Genomic DNA, 21,954 nt, shown 5'->3' with positions numbered 1-21,954 from the left:
TAGCAACTGGTACGGGGTAACCGGGACTGATTTACTTCCATCATTGACATCATTATTGTCATCCTAATATTAGTTATTAAAAAAGCAAAAAAGGCGCCTGCGCCTCCTGCTCCCAGAACAACTCCCGTCCGTTCAGCAGGCTGCAATAATGCCTCAGCACCTTCCTACAGCTCTAACTAATATTCGGTTATGTTCAGGAGAGCCGCGATTCTAACGCAGTTCTCCTGAAGGTTAAATGACTTTATTCGACACGATTGGAAGCGCTATCACAAAAACAGTCCCAATCCCCTTCATACTATCGACAGAAATATTGCCTTTATGATTTCTGATGATCCGGTAGCTGACGGATAACCCAAGGCCGGTTCCCTTCTCTTTCGTCGTAAAGAACGGGTCGAACAATCGACTTAATAATCCCTTATCCATGCCATTTCCGTTATCCTGTATTGAAATATGCACGTACTTATCTACCAGCTTCGCATCTAAATGTATAGTTCCGGTATACTCTGCATCGCTTACTTCCTCAATCGCATCCATCGCATTCTTGATGATGTTGAGCAGAACCTGCTTGATCTGCTTAACGTCAATAGATACGTACATTTCTCCATCCATAACCTGCAAATGGATTTCGCACCCTTTCATCAGTGCCTCGCTCTCTGTCAGCAGAACGACTTCCTTCAGCAAAGAAGAAACGCTGATGACGCTTTTTTGGGGAGCAGACGGTTTGGAAGAGTTCAGAAATTCATGGATAATGTCATTGGCCCGATCGATTTCTGTCAGAATGATTCGCGCATATTCATCGCGGCCAAGCTGAATCAAATGCGGGCGTAATAGCTGGATGAATCCACGGATTGCGGTCAAGGGATTGCGAATTTCATGGGCGATCGCCGCAGAGATTTTACCGAGCATAGCGAGCTTGTCGTTCTGGTAAGCCGTCTGCTCGATCTGCTTGTAATCCGATACATCTTTTACGCTGAGCAAATAATCTCCATCCATTTGATCCCCGTAAGTAATCGTGATCAGCCAATGACGACCGTATTCGTCAATGAGCTCATGATATTTTTTGCGGTGAAAAATAGCTTCCCTGTATATTCGCAATATTTTTCGCTTCTTGAAGCGACTAAGGTGAGGGTGACGCAGCATTTGCAGCAAGTTGCAGCCGATCAGCGACTGGCGTGGCATCTCCATAAGCTTGGCCATTTGTACATTAATAAAAGTTAATACGCCTTCGCTATCAAACAGTATAATTCCACTATCGAGATTTTCTAGGACATTCTCATACTTGTTCTTAACAAGCTGCGTCGATTGAAATGCCTTGACAGACTGCAGCAAAGTTTCCTGGAACTCACTTAACAAGTTGATTCCCCCTTTTCCCACAATGGTATCCCTGCCAATCCGACAACATTCAACCCTACTCCAAGCTGCAACCTTACCATTTCAAACTTCGGGCTCCTTAAGACAAAGGACCGATTAGATTCTCCTATTTATAATCAGACAAATATCAAATGTTATTACCCTAAATAGAGAACTTTAATCACTCTTATCATAGTAAACATTTTTATTTAACGTCAATCAGAGATACTGTCGAAAAAAGATGATAAAAAAATGAAGCAGCCCGCTTGGGGCCACTTCATACTAACGTCCTATTTATTGTATTGGAGCCGTGCTTTACGGCGGCTCATGACGGCGAGACGCTTCTTCAACTCGCTTTCCCATTTTGCGTCCTGAATGCCTTTGGCGACCGCAAGCAGATCCAGCGCCATATCAATCTGGCTCTGCACGATATCCAGAGGATCCTCATCCTCTACGTTGACGCAATTGCCAAAAATCGTCTCCTCGTCCTCCATAATAAAATCCCCGAAGTCGATTTCCGAAACGCCGTCGCCATGCGCATATTCCGCCAGTATCTCATATTCATGCTCTACTTTATAATGAACTTCCACCCGATGGCATACCGGACAAAGCAGCAGGGGAACATTATGAACCTGTGTACGATAATGCTTCAACGTCCCCTTAGTCCCGACCATGCTGGCTCCACAGCAAAAACTCATTCCCCATCACCCTTTCCCGATTTAGACTTCGGTATTTCCTTTAATTTATTCGCGACCGCTGCTTTAGATTCCTTCGAATCCTTGTAATTATACACTCCTTTTGCGATTTTTGAGCTTAAAGAACTAAATTTCTTTACTATATATAAGGGAAAAAAAGCCCCCTGCCTCTGGTCAAACAGCCAGACAGGGGACATCATTATTCCGTTCAAAAGCTCAAGTTATTATCGCTTCGTTACAGTCCACATCGGATGCCAGCGGCCTCCAGTTATAAACTTAGAAACCTTATTTGCGGATAGCCGCTACAATCAGGTCGCCCATTTCTTTCGTGCCGATGGCTTTGCTCTTGTCGACCGCAATATCCCCGGTACGGTGACCCGCGTCCAATACCTCGGCTACCGCTGCCTCGATGGCATCTGCGGCATCGGCATAACCAAAGGTCAGACGGAACATCAGAGCGACGGACAAAATCGTCGCGATCGGGTTCGCCAGGTTCTGCCCGGCAATGTCAGGCGCAGAACCGTGCACAGGCTCATACAGACCGAAGCTGCCTTCCCCAAGGGATGCGGACGAGAGCATACCGATCGAACCGGTCAGCATCGCTGCTTCATCGCTAAGAATATCGCCGAACATGTTCTCCGTGACGATAACGTCGAAGCTGGCTGGACGGCGCAGCAGCTGCATCGCGCAATTGTCTACAAGCACATGTTCCAGTTCAACATCCGGATATTCGGGAGCAACCCGGTTGACGACTTCGCGCCATAGGCGTGAAGTTTCCAGAACGTTGGCCTTATCGACAGAAGCCAGTTTCTTGCGGCGTTTCTGGGCAATCTCGAACGCCTGGCGCACGATGCGCTCCACTTCGTTTACATTGTATGCGCAAGTGTCCACGGCTTCCTGCCCGTTCTCGGTTTCGCGGCGGAATTTCTCACCGAAATAAATACCGCCTGTCAGTTCGCGAACAACCATCAAATCAGTTCCTTCAAGCACTTCCGGTTTCAGTGTGGAAGCATCCTTCAGGCAATCGAACACAACTGCCGGACGAAGGTTCGAGAACAATCCCAGCGCTTTGCGGATGCCAAGCAGCCCTGTCTCCGGACGAAGCTCCTTCGGATTGTTGTCCCATTTTGGCCCGCCAACTGCCCCAAGCAAAACAGCGTCGGCACGCTGACAAATTTCCAAGGTTTCCTGCGGCAGCGGAGTGCCTTTCTCATCAATCGCAATGCCTCCAAACAAAGCATGCTCCGTCTCAAAACGGTAACCGAACACTTCCTCCGTACGCTTGAGGACTTTTTCTGCTTCAGCTACAACCTCAGGGCCGATTCCATCTCCAGCGATGACCGCAATTTTCTTCACTTCTGTCATGACTTACAACTCCCTCTTCATCACTATACTCTTCGAACAATACTCTTCTTCTAGTTGTAACATAACGGGTAAGGATAAACAAAGATATAGAATCTATTAATGCTATAGGTTTTAGCTATAACACAAAAAGGGATTATATCCGCCTGTAGCGGATCATCCCTGAAAATTGCATTGACGTCATGGCAGAGGGTTACTCGCCGCGGTACGCTTCTGCGATCGCATTGGCCGCCACAATGGCACTATACACGTCATCCGGGGTGACCGGGAATGGCATATTTCCCATCGTATCACCTTCCGCACAGGCCGCCTCGGCCACCTGGCGCCATTCCTCCTCGACGAATTTGGTTACGCCGAGATCCTTTAAGGTTAGAGGAAGGCCGACCCCTTTCACGATGCCGATCACTGTCTCCAGCTCCTCCTTTGGAGCATTTTCCAGCACAAGCTGGGCAAGCAGCCCAAAGGTGACCTTCTCCCCATGCTGCGCCTTATGAAGCGACGGCACGGCGGTCATGCCGTTATGAATCGCATGGGCTGCGGCCAAACCGCCTGACTCGGCGCCGACGCCGCTCAGGTAAATCGTTGCCTCGATCGTATCCTCCACGGCCTTGGTCGCTACCCCCTGCTCTACGGCGCGCTGAGCCTTTACTGCATTTTCGATCAGAGTCTCGTAACACAACCGTGCTAATCCGAGTCCTGTCGTCGACGGCTTCATTAACGCCAAGTTGTCGCCAAATGACTGATAGCAGGCCCGGGCTTCGAAATATGTCGCCAAAGCATCGCCGATGCCAGCCGCAAAAAAACGCGGCGGAGCCGCGGCCAATATTCCGGTATCTGCCAACACGATGTCCGGGTTACTTGGCAGGAACAGATACTCGTCGAAGGAGCCATCCTTCTTGTATATGACCGCAAGCGCAGTGCATGGAGCATCTGTAGAGGCGATCGTAGGGAAAATAACGACCGGCAGCTTCTCATAATACGCCGTCGCCTTGGCGGTATCGAGCGTCTTACCGCCGCCGATGCCAACGATGATGTTGGCTCCTGCTTGGCGGGCCAGCTCGCGGTGGCGGTTGATTTCTTCCTTCGTGCATTCATAGTTGAATTTTTCAAATACAGCTTTATTGCCGCCCTCCTCGATGGATTTCCCGGCCTCCTGCCGAGCACGATCCAGAATAAACTCATCGCAAACGATATAGGCGCTGTCGCCAAAGAACTGCATGTATTCATTAAAGCTCGCAAGAAGTCCTTTTCCGGTAATGTATTTCTTAGGGGAGGTAATCGATTTGACGTTGTTCTTCATGCTGGTTTGATCTCCTTTGGTTAAATTTCTGCTCCGTTCCCCTTTAAGATAAGCTAATCCGGTTGGATTTAAACACATAAGCGCGATATGATCCGGCAGGCGCAAAAAAGCCGCGGAGTTAACTCCACGGCTTGATTTGTAAGTATGAATAATTACTTCTTGATCCAGTGCATCAGACCGCGAAGCTCTTCACCCACAACTTCGATCGGATGGTTGGCTTCATTGCGGCGGGTAGCCGTCAAGAAGGCACGGTTGGATTGGTTCTCCAGGATGAAGTCGCGCGCGAATTTACCTTGCTGGATGTCGGACAGCACTTCTTTCATCGCTTTCTTCGTTTCTTCGGTTACGATGCGAGGTCCTGTAACGTAGTCGCCGTATTCCGCAGTGTTGGAGATGGAATCGCGCATTGTCGCAAGACCGCCTTCATAGATCAGGTCAACGATCAATTTCAGCTCATGCAAGCACTCGAAGTAGGCCATCTCCGGAGCATAGCCAGCTTCTGTCAACGTTTCGAAACCCGCTTTGATCAGGGCGCTTACGCCACCGCACAGAACAGCTTGTTCACCGAACAGATCCGTTTCTGTCTCTTCGCGGAAGGAAGTCTCGATAACCCCTGCACGAGTACAGCCGATGCCTTTAGCATAAGCCAGGCCGATTTCTTTGGCTTTGCCAGTCGCATCTTGGTGGATAGCGATCAAGCCAGGAACGCCAAAGCCTTCAACATACGTACGGCGAACCATGTGGCCTGGCGACTTAGGAGCAACCAGAAGCACGTCGTTGTCTTTGGAAGGCACGATTTGTCCGAAATGAACGTTGAAGCCGTGAGCAAAGAGAAGCGCAGCGCCTTTTTTCAAGTTAGGAGCAATTTCGTTATGGTATACCGAAGCTTGAGTCTCGTCTGGCATCAGGATTTGCACAACGTCAGCACGGCTTGTCGCTTCAGCAACGGACAATACTTCGAAGCCGTCTTCTTTGGCTTTGTCGAAGGATTTGCCTTCGCGCAGACCGATTACTACGTTTAGTCCGCTATCACGCAAGTTTTGTGCGTGAGCATGACCTTGGCTTCCGTAGCCGATGATCGCGATCGTTTTTCCTTTCAATACGCTAAGCTCTGCATCTTTTTCATAGTACAAAGTAACTGCCATTTGTTATAGCCCTCCTAAAATTTACGGGGCCGCCATTGGCGGGCTCCCTTATATTAGATTCTATCCCCTTGATGAGCGGGTGCTTCAAAGGACCATGCGTCCCGTCCTTGCCGGGAGATCCCCTCAAGCACCCGCTCACCGAAGGAAATGATGGTAAAACTCGTCTTATGCGTTGCCGCGAATCATCGCAGTGACTCCTGTACGAGACAGCTCGCGAATACCGTAAGGATGAAGCAGCTCGATCATCGCATCAATCTTCTCTGTATCGCCGACGACCTGGACGATCATGCTGTTTGTCCCGATATCGACAACAGCGGCACGAAAAGTCTCGACTACGCCCATGATTTCCGGACGCTCCGCCGGCTCCGATTTTACTTTGATCAGTGCCAACTCACGGGCAACCATAGGCTTGGAGCTAAGGTTAACCACTTTAATAACATCGATGAGTTTATACAATTGTTTCTCAATTTGTTCCAGCGTTTTGTCGTCGCCTTGGGTCACGATGACCATCCTGGACAATCCTTCTTCCTCGGACTGGCCCACAGTGATGCTCTCGATATTAAACCCGCGCCGGCCGAACAGGCCGGAAACGCGCTGCAGGACTCCTGGCTGATCATTTACTAATACGGCTATTGTATGGCTTGTCATTGTCGTCGTCATTATTCACAGTCCCCCATCAGCATTTGATCAATGGTGGAACCCTGGGTAACCATCGGATACACGTTTTCCTCTTTGCTGACCACGAATTCCACCAGCACAGGTCCCGGCGTCTCCATCGCTTCCTTCCAGGCTTGCTTGGCTTCTTCTTTGTTCGAAGCCCGCAATCCTTTAACGCCGTATGCCTCTGCCAATTTTACAAAATCCGGGCTGCCGGCCAGATCGATATGGCTGTAACGATTCTCGTAAATGAGCTCTTGCCACTGACGAACCATGCCAAGCACCTGGTTGTTGATCACGACAACCTTGACCGGAATGTTGTTGATGGCGCAGATCGCAAGCTCTTGCGCGCACATCTGCATGCCGCCGTCACCGTTAATCGAAATAACGAGCCGGTCTGGATGAGCCATTTGCGCACCGATCGCTGACGGGAATCCGAATCCCATCGTGCCGAGTCCGCCGGAGGTAATCCACGAGCGCGGCTGGTTGAACTTGTAGTACTGTGCAGCCCACATCTGATGCTGGCCGACATCCGTCGTCACAATCGCTTCGCCCTTTGTCGTGTCATTCAGCAGCTCGATGACCCATTGCGGCTTAAGCTCCGTATCGGAATCCTTGTATTTATATGGCTTGTCAGCCATCCACTGGCTGATTTGGCTTCTCCAGGCATCCGCTTTGTCGCTGCGGCCCACTAACGGATTGAGCAGTTCGAGTACTGTCTTCACATCCCCGACGACCGGTATTTCCGTCTTCACGTTCTTGCCGATTTCCGCAGGATCGATATCGATGTGTACTACTTTAGCATGAGGAGCAAATCCGTCAAGCCGTCCGGTAACGCGATCATCGAACCGGGCCCCGATATTGATCAGCAAATCGGAATTCTGAATGGCTTGGTTAGCCGTGTACGTGCCGTGCATTCCCGGCATCCCCATCCACAGCGGATTGCCGCTCGGAAATGCGCCAAGGCCCAGAAGCGTCGTTGTGATCGGAATTTCCGTCCGGGTTACGAACTCAAGCAGCTCTTCATGCCCCCCGGAGTAGACAACCCCGCCGCCGGCAAGAATGACCGGACGCTCCGCTTCCTTGATCGCTGCCGCTACCTTCTCCAGTTGATGATGGTTCGGTACGACCTTAGGGTTGTAGCCGCGAAGGTTAATGCTCTGTACCGGTTCAAACAGAGTCTTGTCTGCGGATACGTCCTTCGGAATGTCGATCAATACCGGGCCTTTGCGTCCCGTATTAGCAATGTGGAACGCTTCGTGAATGACTCGCGGCAGCTCTTCTACACTGCGCACCAAGTAGCTGTGCTTCGTAATCGGCATTGTGATGCCGGTAATATCTGCTTCCTGGAAGGCATCCGTTCCGATCAGGCTGGATACGACGTTCCCGGTAATGACCACGAGAGGAACCGAGTCCATAAACGCCGTTGCGATTCCGGTGACTGTGTTCGTCGCCCCCGGTCCCGAAGTTGCGATACATACACCTACTTTGCCGCTTGCCCGTGCATAGCCGTCAGCCGCATGAATCGCTCCCTGCTCGTGTCTTGTCAGCAAGTGATGGAAATCCTTGAAGCCATACAACGCATCGTAGATATACAATACGGCCCCGCCCGGGTAACCGAAGACGCATTCGACACCTTCTAGCACCAAGCTCCGTAGCAATATTTCTGATCCCGTAATGACTTCTGGTTTCATCCATTTCTCACGTAATTGTTCTGTAGACCGCACTGCTGGTATTTGCGCGCTCATCAGTCATCCTCCTTCCAAAATTTAAGTATTTCTAAAGAAATACAACAAAAAAACCTTCCGCCCGCCAGAACAGTCTCCTGTTCCGAGGGACGAAAGGTTATCGCTTCCGTGGTACCACCCATTTTTACCCGGTACCTCACAGCACCGAGCCTTGACGAGTAGGGACAGCAAATTCCTTACTCGTGGCCTTTAACGCAGGCCTGACGATTTTCCCTAATAGGCTCGAAGCGGAGTGTATCATGGTATCCGCAGCTTCGCTTTTCAGGAAAACAGCTCCGAGGTGAGCTCGCATTTAAGGGATATTGGTGGGTGGTCTCAGCAAATCCATCCACTCTCTGAGCAAAGAGCCCTTAAACCTTCGTCCTCTTCATCGCCGATAAAGCTATGAACGTTAAAAATGTTTAGACACATTATATGATTAGTTCGCGCATAGAGTCAATACCCTTTTGCCATATGTTTTCAGACCCTGACCCGAAATACCTCATCACACTGCTGAATTGCAGGGATAAAAGGTTTTTGCTTTCCCCTTTTATCAAGGCCGCCCCTTTCCATATTCTTCCCCAAAAGCAATTAACCTCCTTCAGCTTTTCAACTTCGCCTCATTCGTGTCAGGAAACCATTTGCCCCGCTGCTTCATATGATATATTAAAATGCCCTTCAATCAGCTCAAGGAGGAGTGCTGGCGAATGATTCGTTATAGAAGACCCAAGCAGGATGATCCCGTCATTATCAATCTTGTGAAAAAGGAGCTTGTCCCTCATTCGAGCATGTCCCGGCCGGAGTTGGAAAAAGCAATTCGGGATATTCCCAGGCGTCTCACTCAAGGGATAACGCTGGTTGCTTCCCCTTATTATGAGGCCGATCCCGTCGCTTTTATCCATTTCGTGATCCATGGGGAGCTGCTGTTCATCGACATGATGGCCGTAGCCTCCCAGCATCAGCGGAAACGCCACGGCAAAACCCTGATGGCGCATGCCGAAAATTTAGCCGGTTCCAGAGGGTGCACCAGGGCAAAAGTTCTGGTGGACCAGGAGAATACCCGGGCCCACCTGTTTTACCAAAAGTACGGCTATGAAACCATAAGATATATCCCTGTTTCGCGATGCTTTGAGCTGGAAAAAAGGCTGCTGCTGCGGCTTTAAGCTTTAACTCCCTGTTAGGCTTTAGAAAAAGCCGTAAGGGTAACCGTAACCGTATCCTCCGAATCCGCCGTAGCCATAACCGTAAGGATATCCGCCGTAGCCATAGCCATAAGCGAAAGGAGCCGTTCCGATGGCGAGCAGGTCAAATAAAGCGAGCGGAAGGATCGCCTTCGTCTTTACCTTTTTGCCTGGCTGACGCACGATCAAGCGGTTCCCGCTGATTTTGACCAATTTTCCCGTAACGATGGTTCCATCTTTTTTTACGGCGGTTATATTTTTGCCAACATATTTTGCGGCTTCTTTACGCGTAACCGGTTTATTCACTTCATTCTCCTCCTTGAATAGAATTAGCTTGCTTCATGCCAGTGTATTCACCGGACGCTCTATTCGCTTCCACCATCGCCTTGCACGGAAAAAAACATTCTTCGCCCCCTGCCGACCCGCTTCTGGCCGCTGCAAGCACAAAAAAACAGGCGCCCCTTTGGGGTGCCTGTTTGTGTGTTAGCGCAATAATTACGCGTTGATTTTCTCTTTAGCCACTGCAGCCAAAGAGTTAAATGCGTTCAGATCATTAACGGCGAGGTCAGCCAGCATTTTGCGGTTGATGTTCACCTCAGCCAGTTTCAAGCCGTGCATCAATTTGCTGTAAGTCAGTCCGTTCAGACGAGCTGCAGCATTAATACGAACGATCCACAATCTGCGGAAATCGCGTTTTTTCGTGCGACGGTCACGGTATGCATACAGCAGGGATTTCATAACCTGCTCGTTAGCTGTTTTGAAAATGCGGTGTTTCGAGCCAAAGTAACCTTTAGCAAGCTTCAATACTTTTTTATGACGACGACGAACAACGAATCCGCCTTTTACTCTTGCCATATCAATAAACCTCCCAGAAATTTAAGTGAATTACTTCAGATTTGCAAGTTGCTGTTTCAAACGTCTAACGTCCCCAGCGTAAGCTACAGGGCTGTTCGCCAGAACGCGTTTGCGACGGTTCGACTTGTGGGACAGCAGGTGGTTGCGGTTCGCTTTGTAACGTCTAACTTTACCCGATCCTGTAATTTTGAAGCGGCCTTTCAGGCTGCTGTGGGTTTTCATTTTAGGCATTGTACTTCCCCCTCAAAGTTTGTGGGCACAGCTTCGCGAAAGCTTCCGGCGAGCGGGCTTACGCAAGCGGCTCTTAGTTTTTCGGTGCCAAAATCATAATCATGCTGCGGCCTTCCAGCTTGGGAATCCGCTCGATCGAGGAAATGTCCGCAACCTCGTCTTTGACGCGGTCCAGAATTTTCTTCCCGATATCAGCATGCGTAATTTCGCGGCCACGGAAACGCACCGAGCATTTCACTTTGTCGCCATCCTTCAAAAATTTGATCACATTGCGGAGTTTGGTCTGGAAGTCATGCTCCTCGATGTTCGCGCGGAACCATACTTCCTTGATATCCACTGTCTTTTGATTCTTACGGGCTTCCTTCTCTTTCTTCTGCTGCTCGTAACGGAATTTGCCGTAATCCATAATCCGGCATACCGGCGGCTTAGCCGTCGGCGCCACGTTCACCAAATCCAGATTCAGATCGATGGCCATTTGCAGTGCCTCACGGATCGGCTTGATGCCGATTTGTTCACCTTCAGCGCCTACCAAACGGACTTCTTTCGCCCGTATCTCATCATTGATCAAATGTTCTTTACTGATAATTCTACACCTCCACTTAGAATTTTCGGTCTGCTGCAACCTCAATTGTAAAAATTAAAAAGGGATGCAGGCATCGCCTGCATCCCAGATTGATCATCAAGTCATCATGAATATAAACATTCATAAATCATCGGATCAAAACCAGCCGACATCATCGGTCAGGTGAGAAGACAGCGCCTCTACTTACAATCCATTTATTTGTTCCATGCTCAAATAATTTACCACACGATCAAACAATAGTCAAGCATTATCCTTGCTTGCTTTGAACTTCCTCCAACCGAACGACACGTGTATGCTCGGTATGGCTCCACTGCTTATTGTTCTGCGTAAAGAACGCATAGAAAGTAATCGGCCACCACGAAATCAGATACAGCGGGAATAAGACGAGATAGGCATATACCTTCTTCGACTTGACCTCCTCCAGTACCATTGCCGCCAGAAAAATAAACACGTTGGCCGCAATCGCGATGAACGACACCCATAGCGGCAGGTATCCGTACAACGTAGCGAAATTCGGGCCGTTAAAGAACGATTGGTCGACCCATATCAAAGCGGTTAGCAGGAACGTGAGCAGCACGATATATACGTTCACACCGTACAGAGCCATGTCCAGCTTCACCATACTCCGCTCCTTGATGCTCTGCCAGAGAAGCGGGAAGAAGTAGCGGCGGGCCACCGTAAAGTGCCCCTGCATCCAGCGCAGGCGCTGGCGCGCTGACGCCTTAAAGGTCAGCGGCTTCTCGTCAAACAGCTTCGCGTCGTAATTGAACACGGGATGTACTCCCTTTTCGACGCAGCGCATTGTGAACTCGAGGTCTTCGACCAGGCTCGTTGCTCCCCACCCGATTTCCTTAAGGAGTTCGGTCTCAAAGCACATGCCCGTTCCGCCGAGGAAGTTGGCCAGGCCCAAATTATGCCGCGACAGCTGCCACAGCCGGTTGCAGTACCAGTAAGAAATGCCGTAAGCGGCGGTGATCCAGGAATCCTCCGGATTCTTCGTATCGATGTACCCTTGAATGACGCGGGCGCCGGAGCACAGATCATTATTCATTTCGCTAAGGAAATCCGGATGCGCCAGGTTATCGGCGTCGAACATGACGACCGCATCATATTGGCGCGGCATTTTCCAAAGCTGCTTCAGCATCCATTCGATCGCATAGCCCTTGCCCCGCAGGTTCTCGTTGGTGCGGACGCAAGCGGTCATGCCGTGGCTGCGCACGATATCTACCGTTCTGTCGGTACAGTTATCGCAAATGACAAACACGTCATAAAGCTCTTTCGGATAGTTCAACTGCTTCAAATTTTCCATCAAGGCCCCGACTACAGTCTCCTCGTTATGCGCTGCGACAAGCACCGCAAAAGATTTCGTCGGCGGGAAGTGTACCTTTTTCTTTTTCTTGTACATCCCGAACAATGCCAAACCAAATTGATACACCCCGACAATGGCCAGTACGATTTGCAACGATATCAAAATGGTGTCCATCATGATTTCGCATACCCCCTTACCCCTTTTGAATTTTCTTTTTTTCTCTAAGCGGTTTTTTAATTTTCTTTAAAACCATGACCCTGCGCCACCGTTTCTGGTAAAAAATTTAATTCTTCTGCAGCGCATTAAGATTTTCCATGACTTTTCATCATTTGTCAAAGCTAATCTCGCGGCATCCTTCTCGAAATACCTGCAAAGTCGCCGTATAATCGCACAGGACTCTCCCGCTACCTGCACATGAGTGCGGTTATTTCTTATTTTCATCAATTTTGGCGTTTTTTATTTCATCTGCACCTCATGAAAATGAGCGTAAGCAGCTTGGATATATAGCCCTTTGTAAACATAGACGAAAAATCAAGCATAAAAGTTTACTAAATTGCTCATTTTACTTTAAACTTTTTTGCTATGATTTGAATCATTGTATAAGCTGGATAGCGGCAAAGTCAAAATCGGGTAATCAAATTAGACAAAAAAAAAGGCCTCCATCCTTGAAATGATCACGGATTAAAAATATGATTAGTCTAACCTGAAAATGCCTTGCTGCGCGCGGAGGGATCTAATGACTCGATTTATTCAAACGTTAAAACAACTGGATCAAAAGCTTTTTATGGGAATTAATGGCCGCCTGCACGGCAGCTTTCTAAATTTCTGGCTGTATTACCTGACTCATCTGGGGGGAGCCACGTTTACGATCAGCTCCTCGCTGCTCGTGTGGATCTTCGCGCCCAAGCCTTGGAGCACTGCAGGACTTCAGTCCTGCGTAGCGCTAGCTGCCAGCCATATTCCAGTAGCGCTTGCCAAGAAGACCTACCCGCGGGTTCGCCCTTATTTGACCCTCCCGGGTACAAAAACATTCCGCAATCCGCTGACGGACCACTCGTTTCCATCCGGGCATACAACGGCCATCTTCTCCGTTACAATGCCCTTCATGCTGACCGAGCCAAGCCTCGCATTTATATTGGGACCGATCGCGCTGCTGGTTGGAATATCAAGAATATATCTGGGCTTGCATTACCCTTCGGACGTGCTGGCAGGCGCCGCCGTAGGCACGCTAACGGCCTTTGGCACAGTTGCATTATGGCCATAAAGGGGATATTGTTAAGTAGAGGGAAAACCTTCTGAGAAAAGGTGAAACTAAAGTGTCTAAACAAAGAGTCTTGCTTTTATCTGAGGGATTCGGAGCCGGTCATACCCAGGCAGCCTATGCGCTTTCCAGCAGTTTACGCAAGCTGGCACCTCACATTCAGACGAAGGTACTGGAGCTTGGCAGCTTTCTGAATCCTAAAATGGCTCCATTGATCATTACAGCATACAAAAAAACGGTATCATCGCAGCCCCGTCTCGTACGCATGATGTACCGCAGCAATTATAAGAGATCCTTGAACCGATTGACGACGGCGGCGCTCCATCGGATATTCTATACCCGCACGACCCAGATTATCCGCCAGCTCCATCCCGGTGTCATTGTATGCACACACCCGATTCCCAGCGCGGTCATCTCGCGCATGAAACGGCTTGGGCTGAACGTCCCCCTCTGTACCGTCATTACGGATTATGATGCGCACGGGACATGGGTCAGCCGAGAAGTGGACTGTTACCTGGTCTCTACCGAGCAGGTCAAAGAGAAGCTGCTTGAACGCGAGGTTGAGGAGAGCAAAATCCGAATCACCGGCATACCCGTTCACCCGAATTTCTGGGAGCGCCACAGCAAAGAGGACATCCGCCGCCAATTCGCTCTCAAAAACATGCCCACGGTCCTAGTGATGGGCGGAGGCTGGGGGTTTATGAAGGATGAGGCGGTCAACTCGCTTCTTGCAGCGCACAGCGATAAGATCCAGGTAATTTTCTGCTTCGGCAGCAATCAAAAATCGCTGGAGAAGATGAAGAAAGACCCGCGCTTCATCCATCCGAACATCCGTCTTCTCGGCTTCACCCGGGAAATCGACAAGCTGATGGAAGTATCCGATCTGCTGATTACGAAGCCGGGAGGCATGACCTGCACCGAGGGGCTGGCCAAAGGAATCCCCATGTTGTTCCACAAACCTCTTCCCGGACAGGAAGAAGAGAACTCCCACTATTTTGAATCGCAGGGATGGGGAACCTTAATGAACTCCCTCGATGATATAACCAAATGGATTCATCGCCTGACGGACCGGTACGATGAGGTTGCGCTAGCCCGCGAGAAGGTGCTGGAGCAAATCGCCAAATACCATCCGATGCAAAGCGCGCAGGCGATCATGGACTTGCTGGAAGAGAACAAAGTCCATTCCTAAGAGCAACGAAAATCAAACACCAAGCTGCTCCTCCGCTTCTTAAGAAGCGGGACATGGCTCCTCATCTCAAGCCAAACAGGCCGCCGATAATTCGGTGGCCTGTTGTTATGATTGGCGATATGCCTACTAGAACTGCTCCATTTTATGATCATGATAACGCGCCAATGCCGCTTCTCCAATGATGACCTCACAGCGGTGAATATTCACGCCCTGATTGACGAATTTCGTCTCATACTCCGTCATGACATGCTCTTCATTGATGCCCCCTTGATGCAAGTCCAGCGAAATGTCGTTCAGCTGCAGCCCGCATGCCGTAAAGGCGTTCAAAGAGAACTGGAACAGCTCGCGCGAATCCGTCTTGAAATGAATTTCCCCGTTCTCGTTAAGCAAAGAGCGGTATTTCTCCAAAAATCTCGGATGGGTCAGCCTACGGCGACCGTGCTTCTTCTTTGGCCATGGATCGCTGAAATTCAAGTATATCCGCTCAATTTCGCCCGGTGCGAAAAACTCCTCGATCGACTCGATATTCCCCAGCGCCAATCTGACGCTCTGAGGCTCCTCCTGTCCCTGCTCCTGCCATATCGCGCGCACCTTCTCGCTGGCCCTGCGAACCAGCTCATCGTACATATCCATGCCTATAAAATTAACATCCGGGTATTTCACACTCATCCCGCTGATGAATTGTCCTTTGCCCATCCCCAGTTCGATATGAATCGGACGATCGTTGCCAAAAACCTCGGACCAGCGTCCCTTGTATTCCCGTGGATCCAGGACAACAAGATGTTTCTGCTGCTCCAGGTTTTCCCGAATTCCTTTTCTGCCGCGTAAACGCATGTGTATTCCTCCGCTTTCTGTACATCCCTGCGGCTTAAGTCCGCAAAGTTTTCTGATACTGCAATTATTGTGCCGAAGTTCGTCCCTCTTGTAAAGGGGAGAAGTGAGAAAAAGGAATCTTGCGGCCGCCGGGGAGACGGTTTGCGCAGATTCCTTTTTCATATATTTGGAATTGGGGTCCAAACCATATTTGTATTACATTCAAAATAACATATTATGTAATCTATCGCAAGAAAGCAGCGGGGTTGGATTCCCATTTTTCCGCATATTTTGATACAATAAAGCAACGGCAATCCCCTGTTAATGCGGCTTAGCGGGGATTGTACCGCTCGTAATTTTTTTGTGACAATATAAAAAAAATTGCGACATTGTAAAGGAGTTATGATGAATATTGAAATGATTTCCTCTCCGAAGCTGTGGGGAGATAAACGTTTTCACACCTGGAATTACGAAATGCGCGAAGAATTTGGCGAAAAAGTGTTTAAAGTGATGCTTGATGCCGGCTTCACTTGTCCGAATCGCGACGGCTCCATTGCTAAAGGGGGTTGTACGTTCTGCAGCGCCCGAGGCTCCGGCGATTTTGCGGGAAGCAGACGCGACGACTTAGTGACACAATTCAACAAAATTTGCGACAGACAGCATTTAAAATGGCCTCAGGCCAAGTACATCGGCTATTTTCAGGCCTATACGAACACCTATGCTCCGGTCGAGGTATTGAAGGAGTACTACGAGGCCATTCTGGAGCAGCCCGGCGTCGTCGGCTTGTCGATCGCCACCCGGCCGGATTGTTTACCCGACGACGTAGTCGACTACTTGGCCGAGCTCAACGAGCGAACTTACCTATGGGTTGAAATGGGACTTCAGACCGTCCATGAATCCACGTCACAGCTCATTAACCGGGCTCACGACACGCAATGTTACCTGGATGCAGTCGAGAAGCTGCGGAAGCGGGGCATCCGCGTCTGCGCGCATATCATTTACGGGTTACCGCAGGAGACCCATGAAATGATGCTGGACACCGGCCGGGCCGTGGCAGCGATGGATGTGCAGGGGATCAAAATCCACCTGCTGCACCTGATGCGCAAGACACCGATGGTCAAGCAATACGAAGCTGGCCTGCTCCGTTTTCTGGAGAAAGACGAGTATGTGAAGCTCATCGTCGATACGCTGGAATTCCTGCCTCCAGAGATGGTCGTTCACCGTCTGACCGGCGATGCTCCAAGAGATCTTCTGATCGGCCCGACGTGGAGCCTGAGGAAGTGGGAAGTGCTGAACGGGATCGACGGCGAACTGAGACAGCGAGACACCTGGCAAGGGAAATATTGGAGGGGATAATATGGGCTTCATGTCTGTACTTAGCTTTGCCCATAAGCTGATTGGCGAGCGGCTGCAACCGGGCGAGCCGGCTATTGATGCTACGGCAGGGACTGGCCAGGATACCCTCTTCCTCGCCCGGGCCTCCGGCCGAAGGGGACAAGTCTATGCCTTGGATATTCAAGCCGAGGCGCTGGCTCTCACTCGGCTGAGGCTGGACCGGGAGCAGGACAGCAGGCTGGCCGAGGTTACGCTGCTGAAGCGGAGCCATGCCGAGATGGAAGCGGCGCTGCCTGCAGCGGTTCACGGTACGGTGGGCGCAATCATGTTCAACCTTGGTTACCTGCCGGCGGAGGGCGCCGATGCCACCGTCATCACGCTGACGCAAACAACGCTTGCAGCGCTGGAAGCCAGCCTCAGGCTGCTGCGGCCGAAAGGGATCGTGACGATCGTTCTCTATCCCGGGCATCAGGGAGGCGATGAGGAAGCAGGCGCCGTCGAGAGATGGGCGGCCTCCCTTGCTCCTTCCGCCGGGCAGGCGATCGTCTACCGGCAAATCCAGAAGCCGGCCGCTCCCTATTTGATCGCCATCGAGAAAAGGTAATGCGGTAAGGTTTCTGAGAATGATCATCTGTGAATGATAACCTGTGATATGTGATATGTGTTTAGTATTATGTGTTTAGTATTATGTGGTTAGCCACTTTGAATTACGTTTGAACCTTATTTGCCAAATTAACTAGGATTAGAGGGATTAAATATGACCATTCGGAAAATCGAGCATATTGGCATCCGCGTCACCGCGCTGGAGGATTCCATCGAGTTCTATGAGCGGGTGATCGGTCTTAAGCTGCTACATATCATCGGCGAAGTGGAGGATGAGCTGCGCCTCGCTTTTCTAGCCTTCCCCGGTCAGGAGAACGTCGAAATTGAATTGATTTACGTCCGCGGGGGCGAAGCCCTGCCAAGTGAAGGCCGGGTGCATCATATCGCATTCACCGTCAGCCATATCGAGGAGGAGTACAAACGGATCGCCGAACTCGGCCTGTCGGGCATGGATCCCGAAATCCGCTCGATCCCAAACGGCAGCCGCCTCTTCTTCTTTAACGGGCCTGACGGAGAACGGATCGAGTTCTTTGAACCAGTGCATTTAGCGTAAGTAATGATTTGAATAAGGGGTGATGCGGTTGCTGGAGCAAACTTTTACTTTCACCAATGATGCGCAAAAAGAAGTGTTCGTCTATCAGTGGTCCCCGATGGAGATGGCCGGTGTGCCTCAGGATATGGTGCAAGGCGAGCTGGATGTGCTGCAGAGCAGGCCGCAAGGCGAACTGCAAGGTGTGCTGCAAATTGCCCACGGCATGGCCGAGACGGCCAAGCGCTACGAGCGCCTGGCCGAAATGCTTACCGCGCGCGGCTGGATTGTCTTCGCAGGCGACCATAGAGGGCATGGCAAGACGGCCGGAACAGACGCTGAACTGGGGTGCATCGAGAAAGACGGCTTCGACGGCATGGTGCGGGACATGAGCACGCTCAGCGGGATTATCCGGAATCGCTACCCCGATTTGCCCCTGTTCCTACTTGGCCATAGCATGGGATCTTTTCTGACGCAAAAAATGATGTATACCGCGCCGGATCCCTACTCCGGCTTCATCCTGTCGGGAACCAACGGTCCGCGCGGGATGATCGGGTTTGGCGAGAAGCTGGCTCGGCTGCAATGCCTGGTGCAGGGCGAGCGGCATCCCAGCCTCATGCTGAACGCACTTGTCTTCGGTTCCTACAACAAACGCTTTCTGCCGCCCCGTACGCCGTTCGACTGGCTCTCCCGGGATGAAGCGGAGGTTGATAAGTACGTGAACGATCCGCATTGCGGTTTTCTGTGCAGCGCCGGTTTCTTTCAAGGCTTCTTCTCGTTATTGCAGGAAATTCATCGTCCGAAACGGATGCGAGCCATTCCAAAGGATAAGCCTATCTATATTTTTGGCGGCGACGAGGATCCTGTAGGCCTGCGGGGAGACGGCGTGAAAAAGCTGGCCACGCTGTATAACCTGCTGTTGATCCGGGACGTCGAGCTCAAGCTCTATCCAGGGGGCCGCCATGAGATGCTGAACGAGATAAACCGGGAAGAGGTCATGCGCGATCTCGCCGATTGGCTGGAGCGGCACAAATAAAAGAACCGTCCGGTAGTTTCCGGACGGTTCTTTGCAGTGCTCTTGGTTTAGCTTGCTCGCACAAACCGCTCAAAATCGGCTAAATGCTGCGCGTTGATGTATTGTTGCATGGATTCAATGTTAGATTGCTGGATTGCTGGATTGCTGGATTGCTGGATTGTTAAATTGGTACGTTGCTATTTGCCATGTTGCTTTGCTGCTATGTTGGTGATGCTACGTTGGTGATGCTACGTTGGTGATGCTATGTTGATGTGATGCTATGTTGATGTGATGCTTTGTTTGGTATGTTGCTTGTTGCTTTGTTGCCACGTGCTATGTTGCTATATGTTACAATTGCTGTGCTAAAATTACACATCGCTACGCTGCCTGAACTAAATGCATTTCTTGCATTTATTTAGCTCTTTTACGGCACTTATTTGAAGATAGCTGTATTTCATGCATCTAAAATGTTGCTTCTAGTCCTTACTCCCCTTCAGACTGCAATCTAACTGCAAGAAATCCATCTAGTCGGATGGTTCAGCAATCAACTGCTGCTTTTAGATGCATCAAATGCATTTAGTATCGCGCTTATTGCTATCGTAAGGCTTAATTCTTAATGCTTAATCCGCATTGCTAATGCCTATTGCTCAATGTTGGTGCCCAATGCTATTGCTCAATGCTAGTGTTCATCGCTAGTGCTAATCGCTGGTGCATTGCTAGTGCTCAATGCCAGTGCTCATTGCTAGTGCATTGCTAGTACTCAACGCTAATTCTCAATGCTTAACGCTTATATTCGCTTATATTCATTACTCAATGTTCACTCAATGTCCGTTGCTCAACTTCCATTGCTCAATGGTTTATGTTTATTTTAAAAATCCACCTATTTCATTCAATGTTACTGCCAGGTTAAGCCCTCGCTAGCGGCAACGAAAAATAGAGCGGCTTCTCATCCACCGTCTGCTGATACAGCACGACCAGCAGGCTCGGCTCCATGCTCTCCGCAGAAAGCTCCTTATTCTGCAGAACATCCTCTAGCTGGAATGGCATCTCCTCCAGGACAGCGAACTTCTGCAGTTCGCGCTCGCCCAAATTCCGCCCGGCTAAATGGAACAGGAGGTTCTCCTGCTGTCCGACAAGCTGTTCTGGTTGACCACTCAGCGGACGCTGGGCAAACAGCTCAGACTGCCCCCCCGGCCACCCGGCAAGCTGCTCCTGCTTACCTTCTGGCCGCCCGGCGAGCTCTCCAGACAGTTCCTTCGACTGCCAGGCAAACTGCTCAGCCAGCATGCTAAGGTACCTTCCGCGCGTATCCTTCCCAATGCGGTCTTCCCACCAGATTTTTCGCGGCTTGTACTTGTGTCCGAGGAAGTAGTCGAGCTTCATAAGGCCCAGCACGACGTCGGGCGTCTTTAGCTTGCGCTGGCCCAGGAACTCATGCAGGCGAAGGAACAAATCCTCCAACTGGTGCCCAATGCGCTGCCAGCCCTGTTCTTCCCAGTAATCGCCGAATTCCTGGAAGAAATCGAACGGGGAGTCGAATTCGACTCTCATCAAATAATTCAGCGTATGATCCATCCGGTGCGCGTTCCAGTATTTTTCCAGCACATCCTCCAGCCGTTTCAGGCGGACGACGTCGGCAAAAGACAGCACATCGTTGCTAAGCATTTCGTAAGGCGCATGCTCCATGTAAACGTAATTGTATTTCGCGGCGTCATTCCGCAGGCCGGTGCCGCGCAGCATTTTCAAGAATCCGAGCTGCAGCTCCTCGGGCCCCAGCGCAAACACGTCGTTAAATGTCTTGCGGAATGTAGCGTAATCCTCCTGCGGCAGTCCGGCGATCAGATCGAGATGCTGCGCGATTTTGCCGCTCTCCTTGACCTTCGTCACGGTGCGGGTCAGCTTCGTGAAGTTCTGCCGCCGTTTCACCAGCTCATTCGTCGGATCGTTCGTCGACTGTACCCCAATCTCGAAGCGGAATATGCCGGGCGGCGCATTCTCAGCGAGGTAATCCAGCACCTCCGGCCGCATGATGTCCGCGGTGATCTCAAACTGAAATACGCAGCCGCGATGGTTCTCGATCAGGAATTCGAACATTTCCATTGCATAGCTGCGGTTGATGTTGAACGTCCGATCGAGGAACTTGATGATTTTGGCGCCGTTGTCGATCAGGTACAGGATATCCGACTTCACACGCTCGATGTCATAGTAGCGTACCCCGACCTCGATACTGGAGAGGCAGAACTGGCAGCTGAACGGGCAGCCCCGGCTCGTCTCGAAATAGACGATGCGTTTGCTGAGATTCGGGATATCCTCGGGAAAACGATGCGGTGAAGGCAGCGTGTTCAGATCCGATTTTGGCCTTCCCGGATTGATAATCACCTCGTCTCCTTTGCGGTAGGCGGTGCCAAAAACATAATGGAACTTCCGGTCCCCGGACAGCTCCTGCAGCAGATGATGGAATGTCTCCTCCCCATCCCCCATCACGATGAAGTCCACGTTCTTAACCCGTTCCATCCAGTACTGCGTATCGTAAGACACCTCAGGCCCGCCGAGGACGATGGTCGTCTCGGGCATGACTTTTTTGAGCACGTCAATAACGCGGATTGTCTCTTCGATGTTCCAGATGTAGCAGGAGAACCCGATTACATCGGGCCTGCGCTGGAATAAGTCGGACACGATGTTCATCGTCGGGTCCTTGATCGTATATTCGGCGAGCTCGATGTCAAAATTGTTCCCGCTATAAGCCTTAAGCAGGCGGATCGCCAGAGAGGTGTGGATAAATTTTGCATTCAGCGTAGATAGAATAACCTTCAT

Annotated in this window: 21 protein-coding genes; 7 read left to right on the top strand and 14 right to left on the bottom strand. The window is 50.5% G+C overall.

Translation table 11 applies throughout. From position 1 onward, the window contains the following. Window positions 1–231: 231 nt before the first annotated feature. The 7 genes from MKX50_RS07685 to ilvB form a co-directional block, all read right to left on the bottom strand. A complete protein-coding gene (locus MKX50_RS07685) occupies window positions 232–1,353 on the bottom strand; it encodes an ATP-binding protein (RefSeq protein ID WP_213589089.1) in 1,122 nt (373 codons plus the stop codon). A gap of 287 nt (window positions 1,354–1,640) precedes the next feature. After that, window positions 1,641–2,048, bottom strand: coding sequence for a hypothetical protein (locus MKX50_RS07680; protein ID WP_155609368.1), 408 nt, complete (start codon window positions 2,046–2,048; stop codon window positions 1,641–1,643). Window positions 2,049–2,330: 282 nt separating this feature from the next. Beyond that, window positions 2,331–3,410, bottom strand: a complete 1,080-nt coding sequence (leuB, locus tag MKX50_RS07675; RefSeq protein WP_155609369.1) for a 3-isopropylmalate dehydrogenase — start codon at window positions 3,408–3,410, stop codon at window positions 2,331–2,333. A gap of 190 nt (window positions 3,411–3,600) precedes the next feature. Further along, a complete protein-coding gene (locus MKX50_RS07670) occupies window positions 3,601–4,707 on the bottom strand; it encodes a glycerol dehydrogenase (protein WP_339159066.1) in 1,107 nt (368 codons plus the stop codon). Window positions 4,708–4,859: 152 nt separating this feature from the next. Continuing rightward, entirely contained in the window at window positions 4,860–5,852 is a 993-nt protein-coding gene (gene ilvC / locus MKX50_RS07665) for a ketol-acid reductoisomerase (RefSeq protein ID WP_213589091.1), read from the bottom strand. A 165-nt stretch (window positions 5,853–6,017) separates the two neighbouring features. Then, window positions 6,018–6,512 (bottom strand): acetolactate synthase small subunit, encoded by a 495-nt coding sequence (gene ilvN / locus MKX50_RS07660; protein WP_196427049.1) that lies wholly within the window; start codon window positions 6,510–6,512, stop codon window positions 6,018–6,020. After that, window positions 6,512–8,257: a biosynthetic-type acetolactate synthase large subunit gene (gene ilvB / locus MKX50_RS07655; RefSeq protein ID WP_213589092.1), complete on the bottom strand. Its 1,746-nt coding sequence runs from the start codon at window positions 8,255–8,257 to the stop codon at window positions 6,512–6,514. The genes ilvN and ilvB overlap by 1 nt, the downstream gene beginning before the upstream one ends. A 686-nt stretch (window positions 8,258–8,943) precedes the next feature. Here ilvB and MKX50_RS07650 point away from each other — a divergent pair. Next, window positions 8,944–9,399: a GNAT family N-acetyltransferase gene (locus MKX50_RS07650; RefSeq protein WP_213589093.1), complete on the top strand. Its 456-nt coding sequence runs from the start codon at window positions 8,944–8,946 to the stop codon at window positions 9,397–9,399. A gap of 21 nt (window positions 9,400–9,420) precedes the next feature. On the opposite strand, the gene MKX50_RS07645 is transcribed toward MKX50_RS07650, so the two are convergent. The 5 genes from MKX50_RS07645 to MKX50_RS07625 form a co-directional block, all read right to left on the bottom strand. After that, on the bottom strand, window positions 9,421–9,723 hold the full coding sequence (locus MKX50_RS07645) for a hypothetical protein (protein WP_213589094.1): 303 nt from the start codon (window positions 9,721–9,723) through the stop codon (window positions 9,421–9,423). Window positions 9,724–9,912: 189 nt separating this feature from the next. Continuing rightward, a complete protein-coding gene (rplT, locus tag MKX50_RS07640; protein ID WP_055109039.1) occupies window positions 9,913–10,272 on the bottom strand; it encodes a 50S ribosomal protein L20 in 360 nt (119 codons plus the stop codon). Window positions 10,273–10,302: 30 nt separating this feature from the next. Next, entirely contained in the window at window positions 10,303–10,503 is a 201-nt protein-coding gene (gene rpmI / locus MKX50_RS07635) for a 50S ribosomal protein L35 (RefSeq protein ID WP_019639356.1), read from the bottom strand. A gap of 73 nt (window positions 10,504–10,576) precedes the next feature. After that, window positions 10,577–11,071, bottom strand: coding sequence for a translation initiation factor IF-3 (infC, locus tag MKX50_RS07630; protein WP_213589095.1), 495 nt, complete (start codon window positions 11,069–11,071; stop codon window positions 10,577–10,579). Between the two features lie 262 nt (window positions 11,072–11,333). Beyond that, window positions 11,334–12,572, bottom strand: a complete 1,239-nt coding sequence (locus tag MKX50_RS07625; protein ID WP_155609375.1) for a glycosyltransferase family 2 protein — start codon at window positions 12,570–12,572, stop codon at window positions 11,334–11,336. A gap of 559 nt (window positions 12,573–13,131) precedes the next feature. Between MKX50_RS07625 and MKX50_RS07620 the strand changes: the two genes are divergently transcribed. Continuing rightward, the gene (locus MKX50_RS07620; RefSeq protein WP_283927571.1) at window positions 13,132–13,659 is read left to right on the top strand and encodes a phosphatase PAP2 family protein; all 528 of its coding nucleotides are present in this window, start codon (window positions 13,132–13,134) and stop codon (window positions 13,657–13,659) included. A 52-nt stretch (window positions 13,660–13,711) separates the two neighbouring features. After that, on the top strand, window positions 13,712–14,845 hold the full coding sequence (locus MKX50_RS07615) for a glycosyltransferase (RefSeq protein WP_213589096.1): 1,134 nt from the start codon (window positions 13,712–13,714) through the stop codon (window positions 14,843–14,845). Between the two features lie 126 nt (window positions 14,846–14,971). Here the strand turns inward: MKX50_RS07615 and trmB are convergent, their stop codons facing one another. After that, window positions 14,972–15,679, bottom strand: coding sequence for a tRNA (guanosine(46)-N7)-methyltransferase TrmB (gene trmB / locus MKX50_RS07610; protein ID WP_155609377.1), 708 nt, complete (start codon window positions 15,677–15,679; stop codon window positions 14,972–14,974). Window positions 15,680–16,063: 384 nt separating this feature from the next. Here trmB and MKX50_RS07605 point away from each other — a divergent pair, with 384 nt between their 5' ends. From MKX50_RS07605 to MKX50_RS07590, 4 genes are all read left to right on the top strand, one after another. Beyond that, window positions 16,064–17,014 (top strand): TIGR01212 family radical SAM protein, encoded by a 951-nt coding sequence (locus MKX50_RS07605; protein ID WP_339160048.1) that lies wholly within the window; start codon window positions 16,064–16,066, stop codon window positions 17,012–17,014. 1 nt (window position 17,015) lies between these two features. After that, complete coding sequence (locus tag MKX50_RS07600; RefSeq protein ID WP_339159053.1) at window positions 17,016–17,597, top strand: class I SAM-dependent methyltransferase; 582 nt, start codon at window positions 17,016–17,018, stop codon at window positions 17,595–17,597. Between the two features lie 153 nt (window positions 17,598–17,750). Next, window positions 17,751–18,149 (top strand): VOC family protein, encoded by a 399-nt coding sequence (locus MKX50_RS07595; RefSeq protein ID WP_213589099.1) that lies wholly within the window; start codon window positions 17,751–17,753, stop codon window positions 18,147–18,149. A gap of 22 nt (window positions 18,150–18,171) precedes the next feature. Beyond that, window positions 18,172–19,161, top strand: coding sequence for a lysophospholipase (locus tag MKX50_RS07590; protein WP_339160047.1), 990 nt, complete (start codon window positions 18,172–18,174; stop codon window positions 19,159–19,161). Window positions 19,162–20,046: 885 nt separating this feature from the next. Here MKX50_RS07590 and MKX50_RS07585 read toward each other — a convergent pair. Continuing rightward, the gene (locus tag MKX50_RS07585) at window positions 20,047–21,954 is read right to left on the bottom strand and encodes a B12-binding domain-containing radical SAM protein (RefSeq protein WP_339159049.1); all 1,908 of its coding nucleotides are present in this window, start codon (window positions 21,952–21,954) and stop codon (window positions 20,047–20,049) included.

Origin of the sequence: Paenibacillus sp. FSL W8-0186, from assembly GCF_037969765.1 — a bacterium.
Classification (GTDB): Bacteria; Bacillota; Bacilli; order Paenibacillales; family Paenibacillaceae; genus Fontibacillus; species Fontibacillus woosongensis.
This window is presented reverse-complemented; position numbering and strand designations above follow the sequence as displayed.

Excerpts from the sequence above, each read along its gene's own strand:
- ilvN (WP_196427049.1), bottom strand. The coding sequence starts at position 6,512 with ATGACGACGACAATGACAAGCCATACAATAGCCGTATTAGTAAATGAT.
- trmB (WP_155609377.1), bottom strand. The coding sequence starts at position 15,679 with ATGCGTTTACGCGGCAGAAAAGGAATTCGGGAAAACCTGGAGCAGCAG.
- MKX50_RS07670 (WP_339159066.1), bottom strand. The coding sequence starts at position 4,707 with ATGAAGAACAACGTCAAATCGATTACCTCCCCTAAGAAATACATTACC.
- MKX50_RS07620 (WP_283927571.1), top strand. The coding sequence starts at position 13,132 with ATGACTCGATTTATTCAAACGTTAAAACAACTGGATCAAAAGCTTTTT.
- rpmI (WP_019639356.1), bottom strand. The coding sequence starts at position 10,503 with ATGCCTAAAATGAAAACCCACAGCAGCCTGAAAGGCCGCTTCAAAATT.
- rplT (WP_055109039.1), bottom strand. The coding sequence starts at position 10,272 with ATGGCAAGAGTAAAAGGCGGATTCGTTGTTCGTCGTCGTCATAAAAAA.
- MKX50_RS07590 (WP_339160047.1), top strand. The coding sequence starts at position 18,172 with ATGCGGTTGCTGGAGCAAACTTTTACTTTCACCAATGATGCGCAAAAA.
- MKX50_RS07585 (WP_339159049.1), bottom strand. The coding sequence starts at position 21,954 with ATGAAGGTTATTCTATCTACGCTGAATGCAAAATTTATCCACACCTCT.
- MKX50_RS07605 (WP_339160048.1), top strand. The coding sequence starts at position 16,064 with ATGAATATTGAAATGATTTCCTCTCCGAAGCTGTGGGGAGATAAACGT.
- MKX50_RS07680 (WP_155609368.1), bottom strand. The coding sequence starts at position 2,048 with ATGAGTTTTTGCTGTGGAGCCAGCATGGTCGGGACTAAGGGGACGTTG.
- MKX50_RS07595 (WP_213589099.1), top strand. The coding sequence starts at position 17,751 with ATGACCATTCGGAAAATCGAGCATATTGGCATCCGCGTCACCGCGCTG.
- MKX50_RS07625 (WP_155609375.1), bottom strand. The coding sequence starts at position 12,572 with ATGATGGACACCATTTTGATATCGTTGCAAATCGTACTGGCCATTGTC.
- MKX50_RS07600 (WP_339159053.1), top strand. The coding sequence starts at position 17,016 with ATGGGCTTCATGTCTGTACTTAGCTTTGCCCATAAGCTGATTGGCGAG.
- MKX50_RS07650 (WP_213589093.1), top strand. The coding sequence starts at position 8,944 with ATGATTCGTTATAGAAGACCCAAGCAGGATGATCCCGTCATTATCAAT.
- ilvB (WP_213589092.1), bottom strand. The coding sequence starts at position 8,257 with ATGAGCGCGCAAATACCAGCAGTGCGGTCTACAGAACAATTACGTGAG.
- leuB (WP_155609369.1), bottom strand. The coding sequence starts at position 3,410 with ATGACAGAAGTGAAGAAAATTGCGGTCATCGCTGGAGATGGAATCGGC.
- ilvC (WP_213589091.1), bottom strand. The coding sequence starts at position 5,852 with ATGGCAGTTACTTTGTACTATGAAAAAGATGCAGAGCTTAGCGTATTG.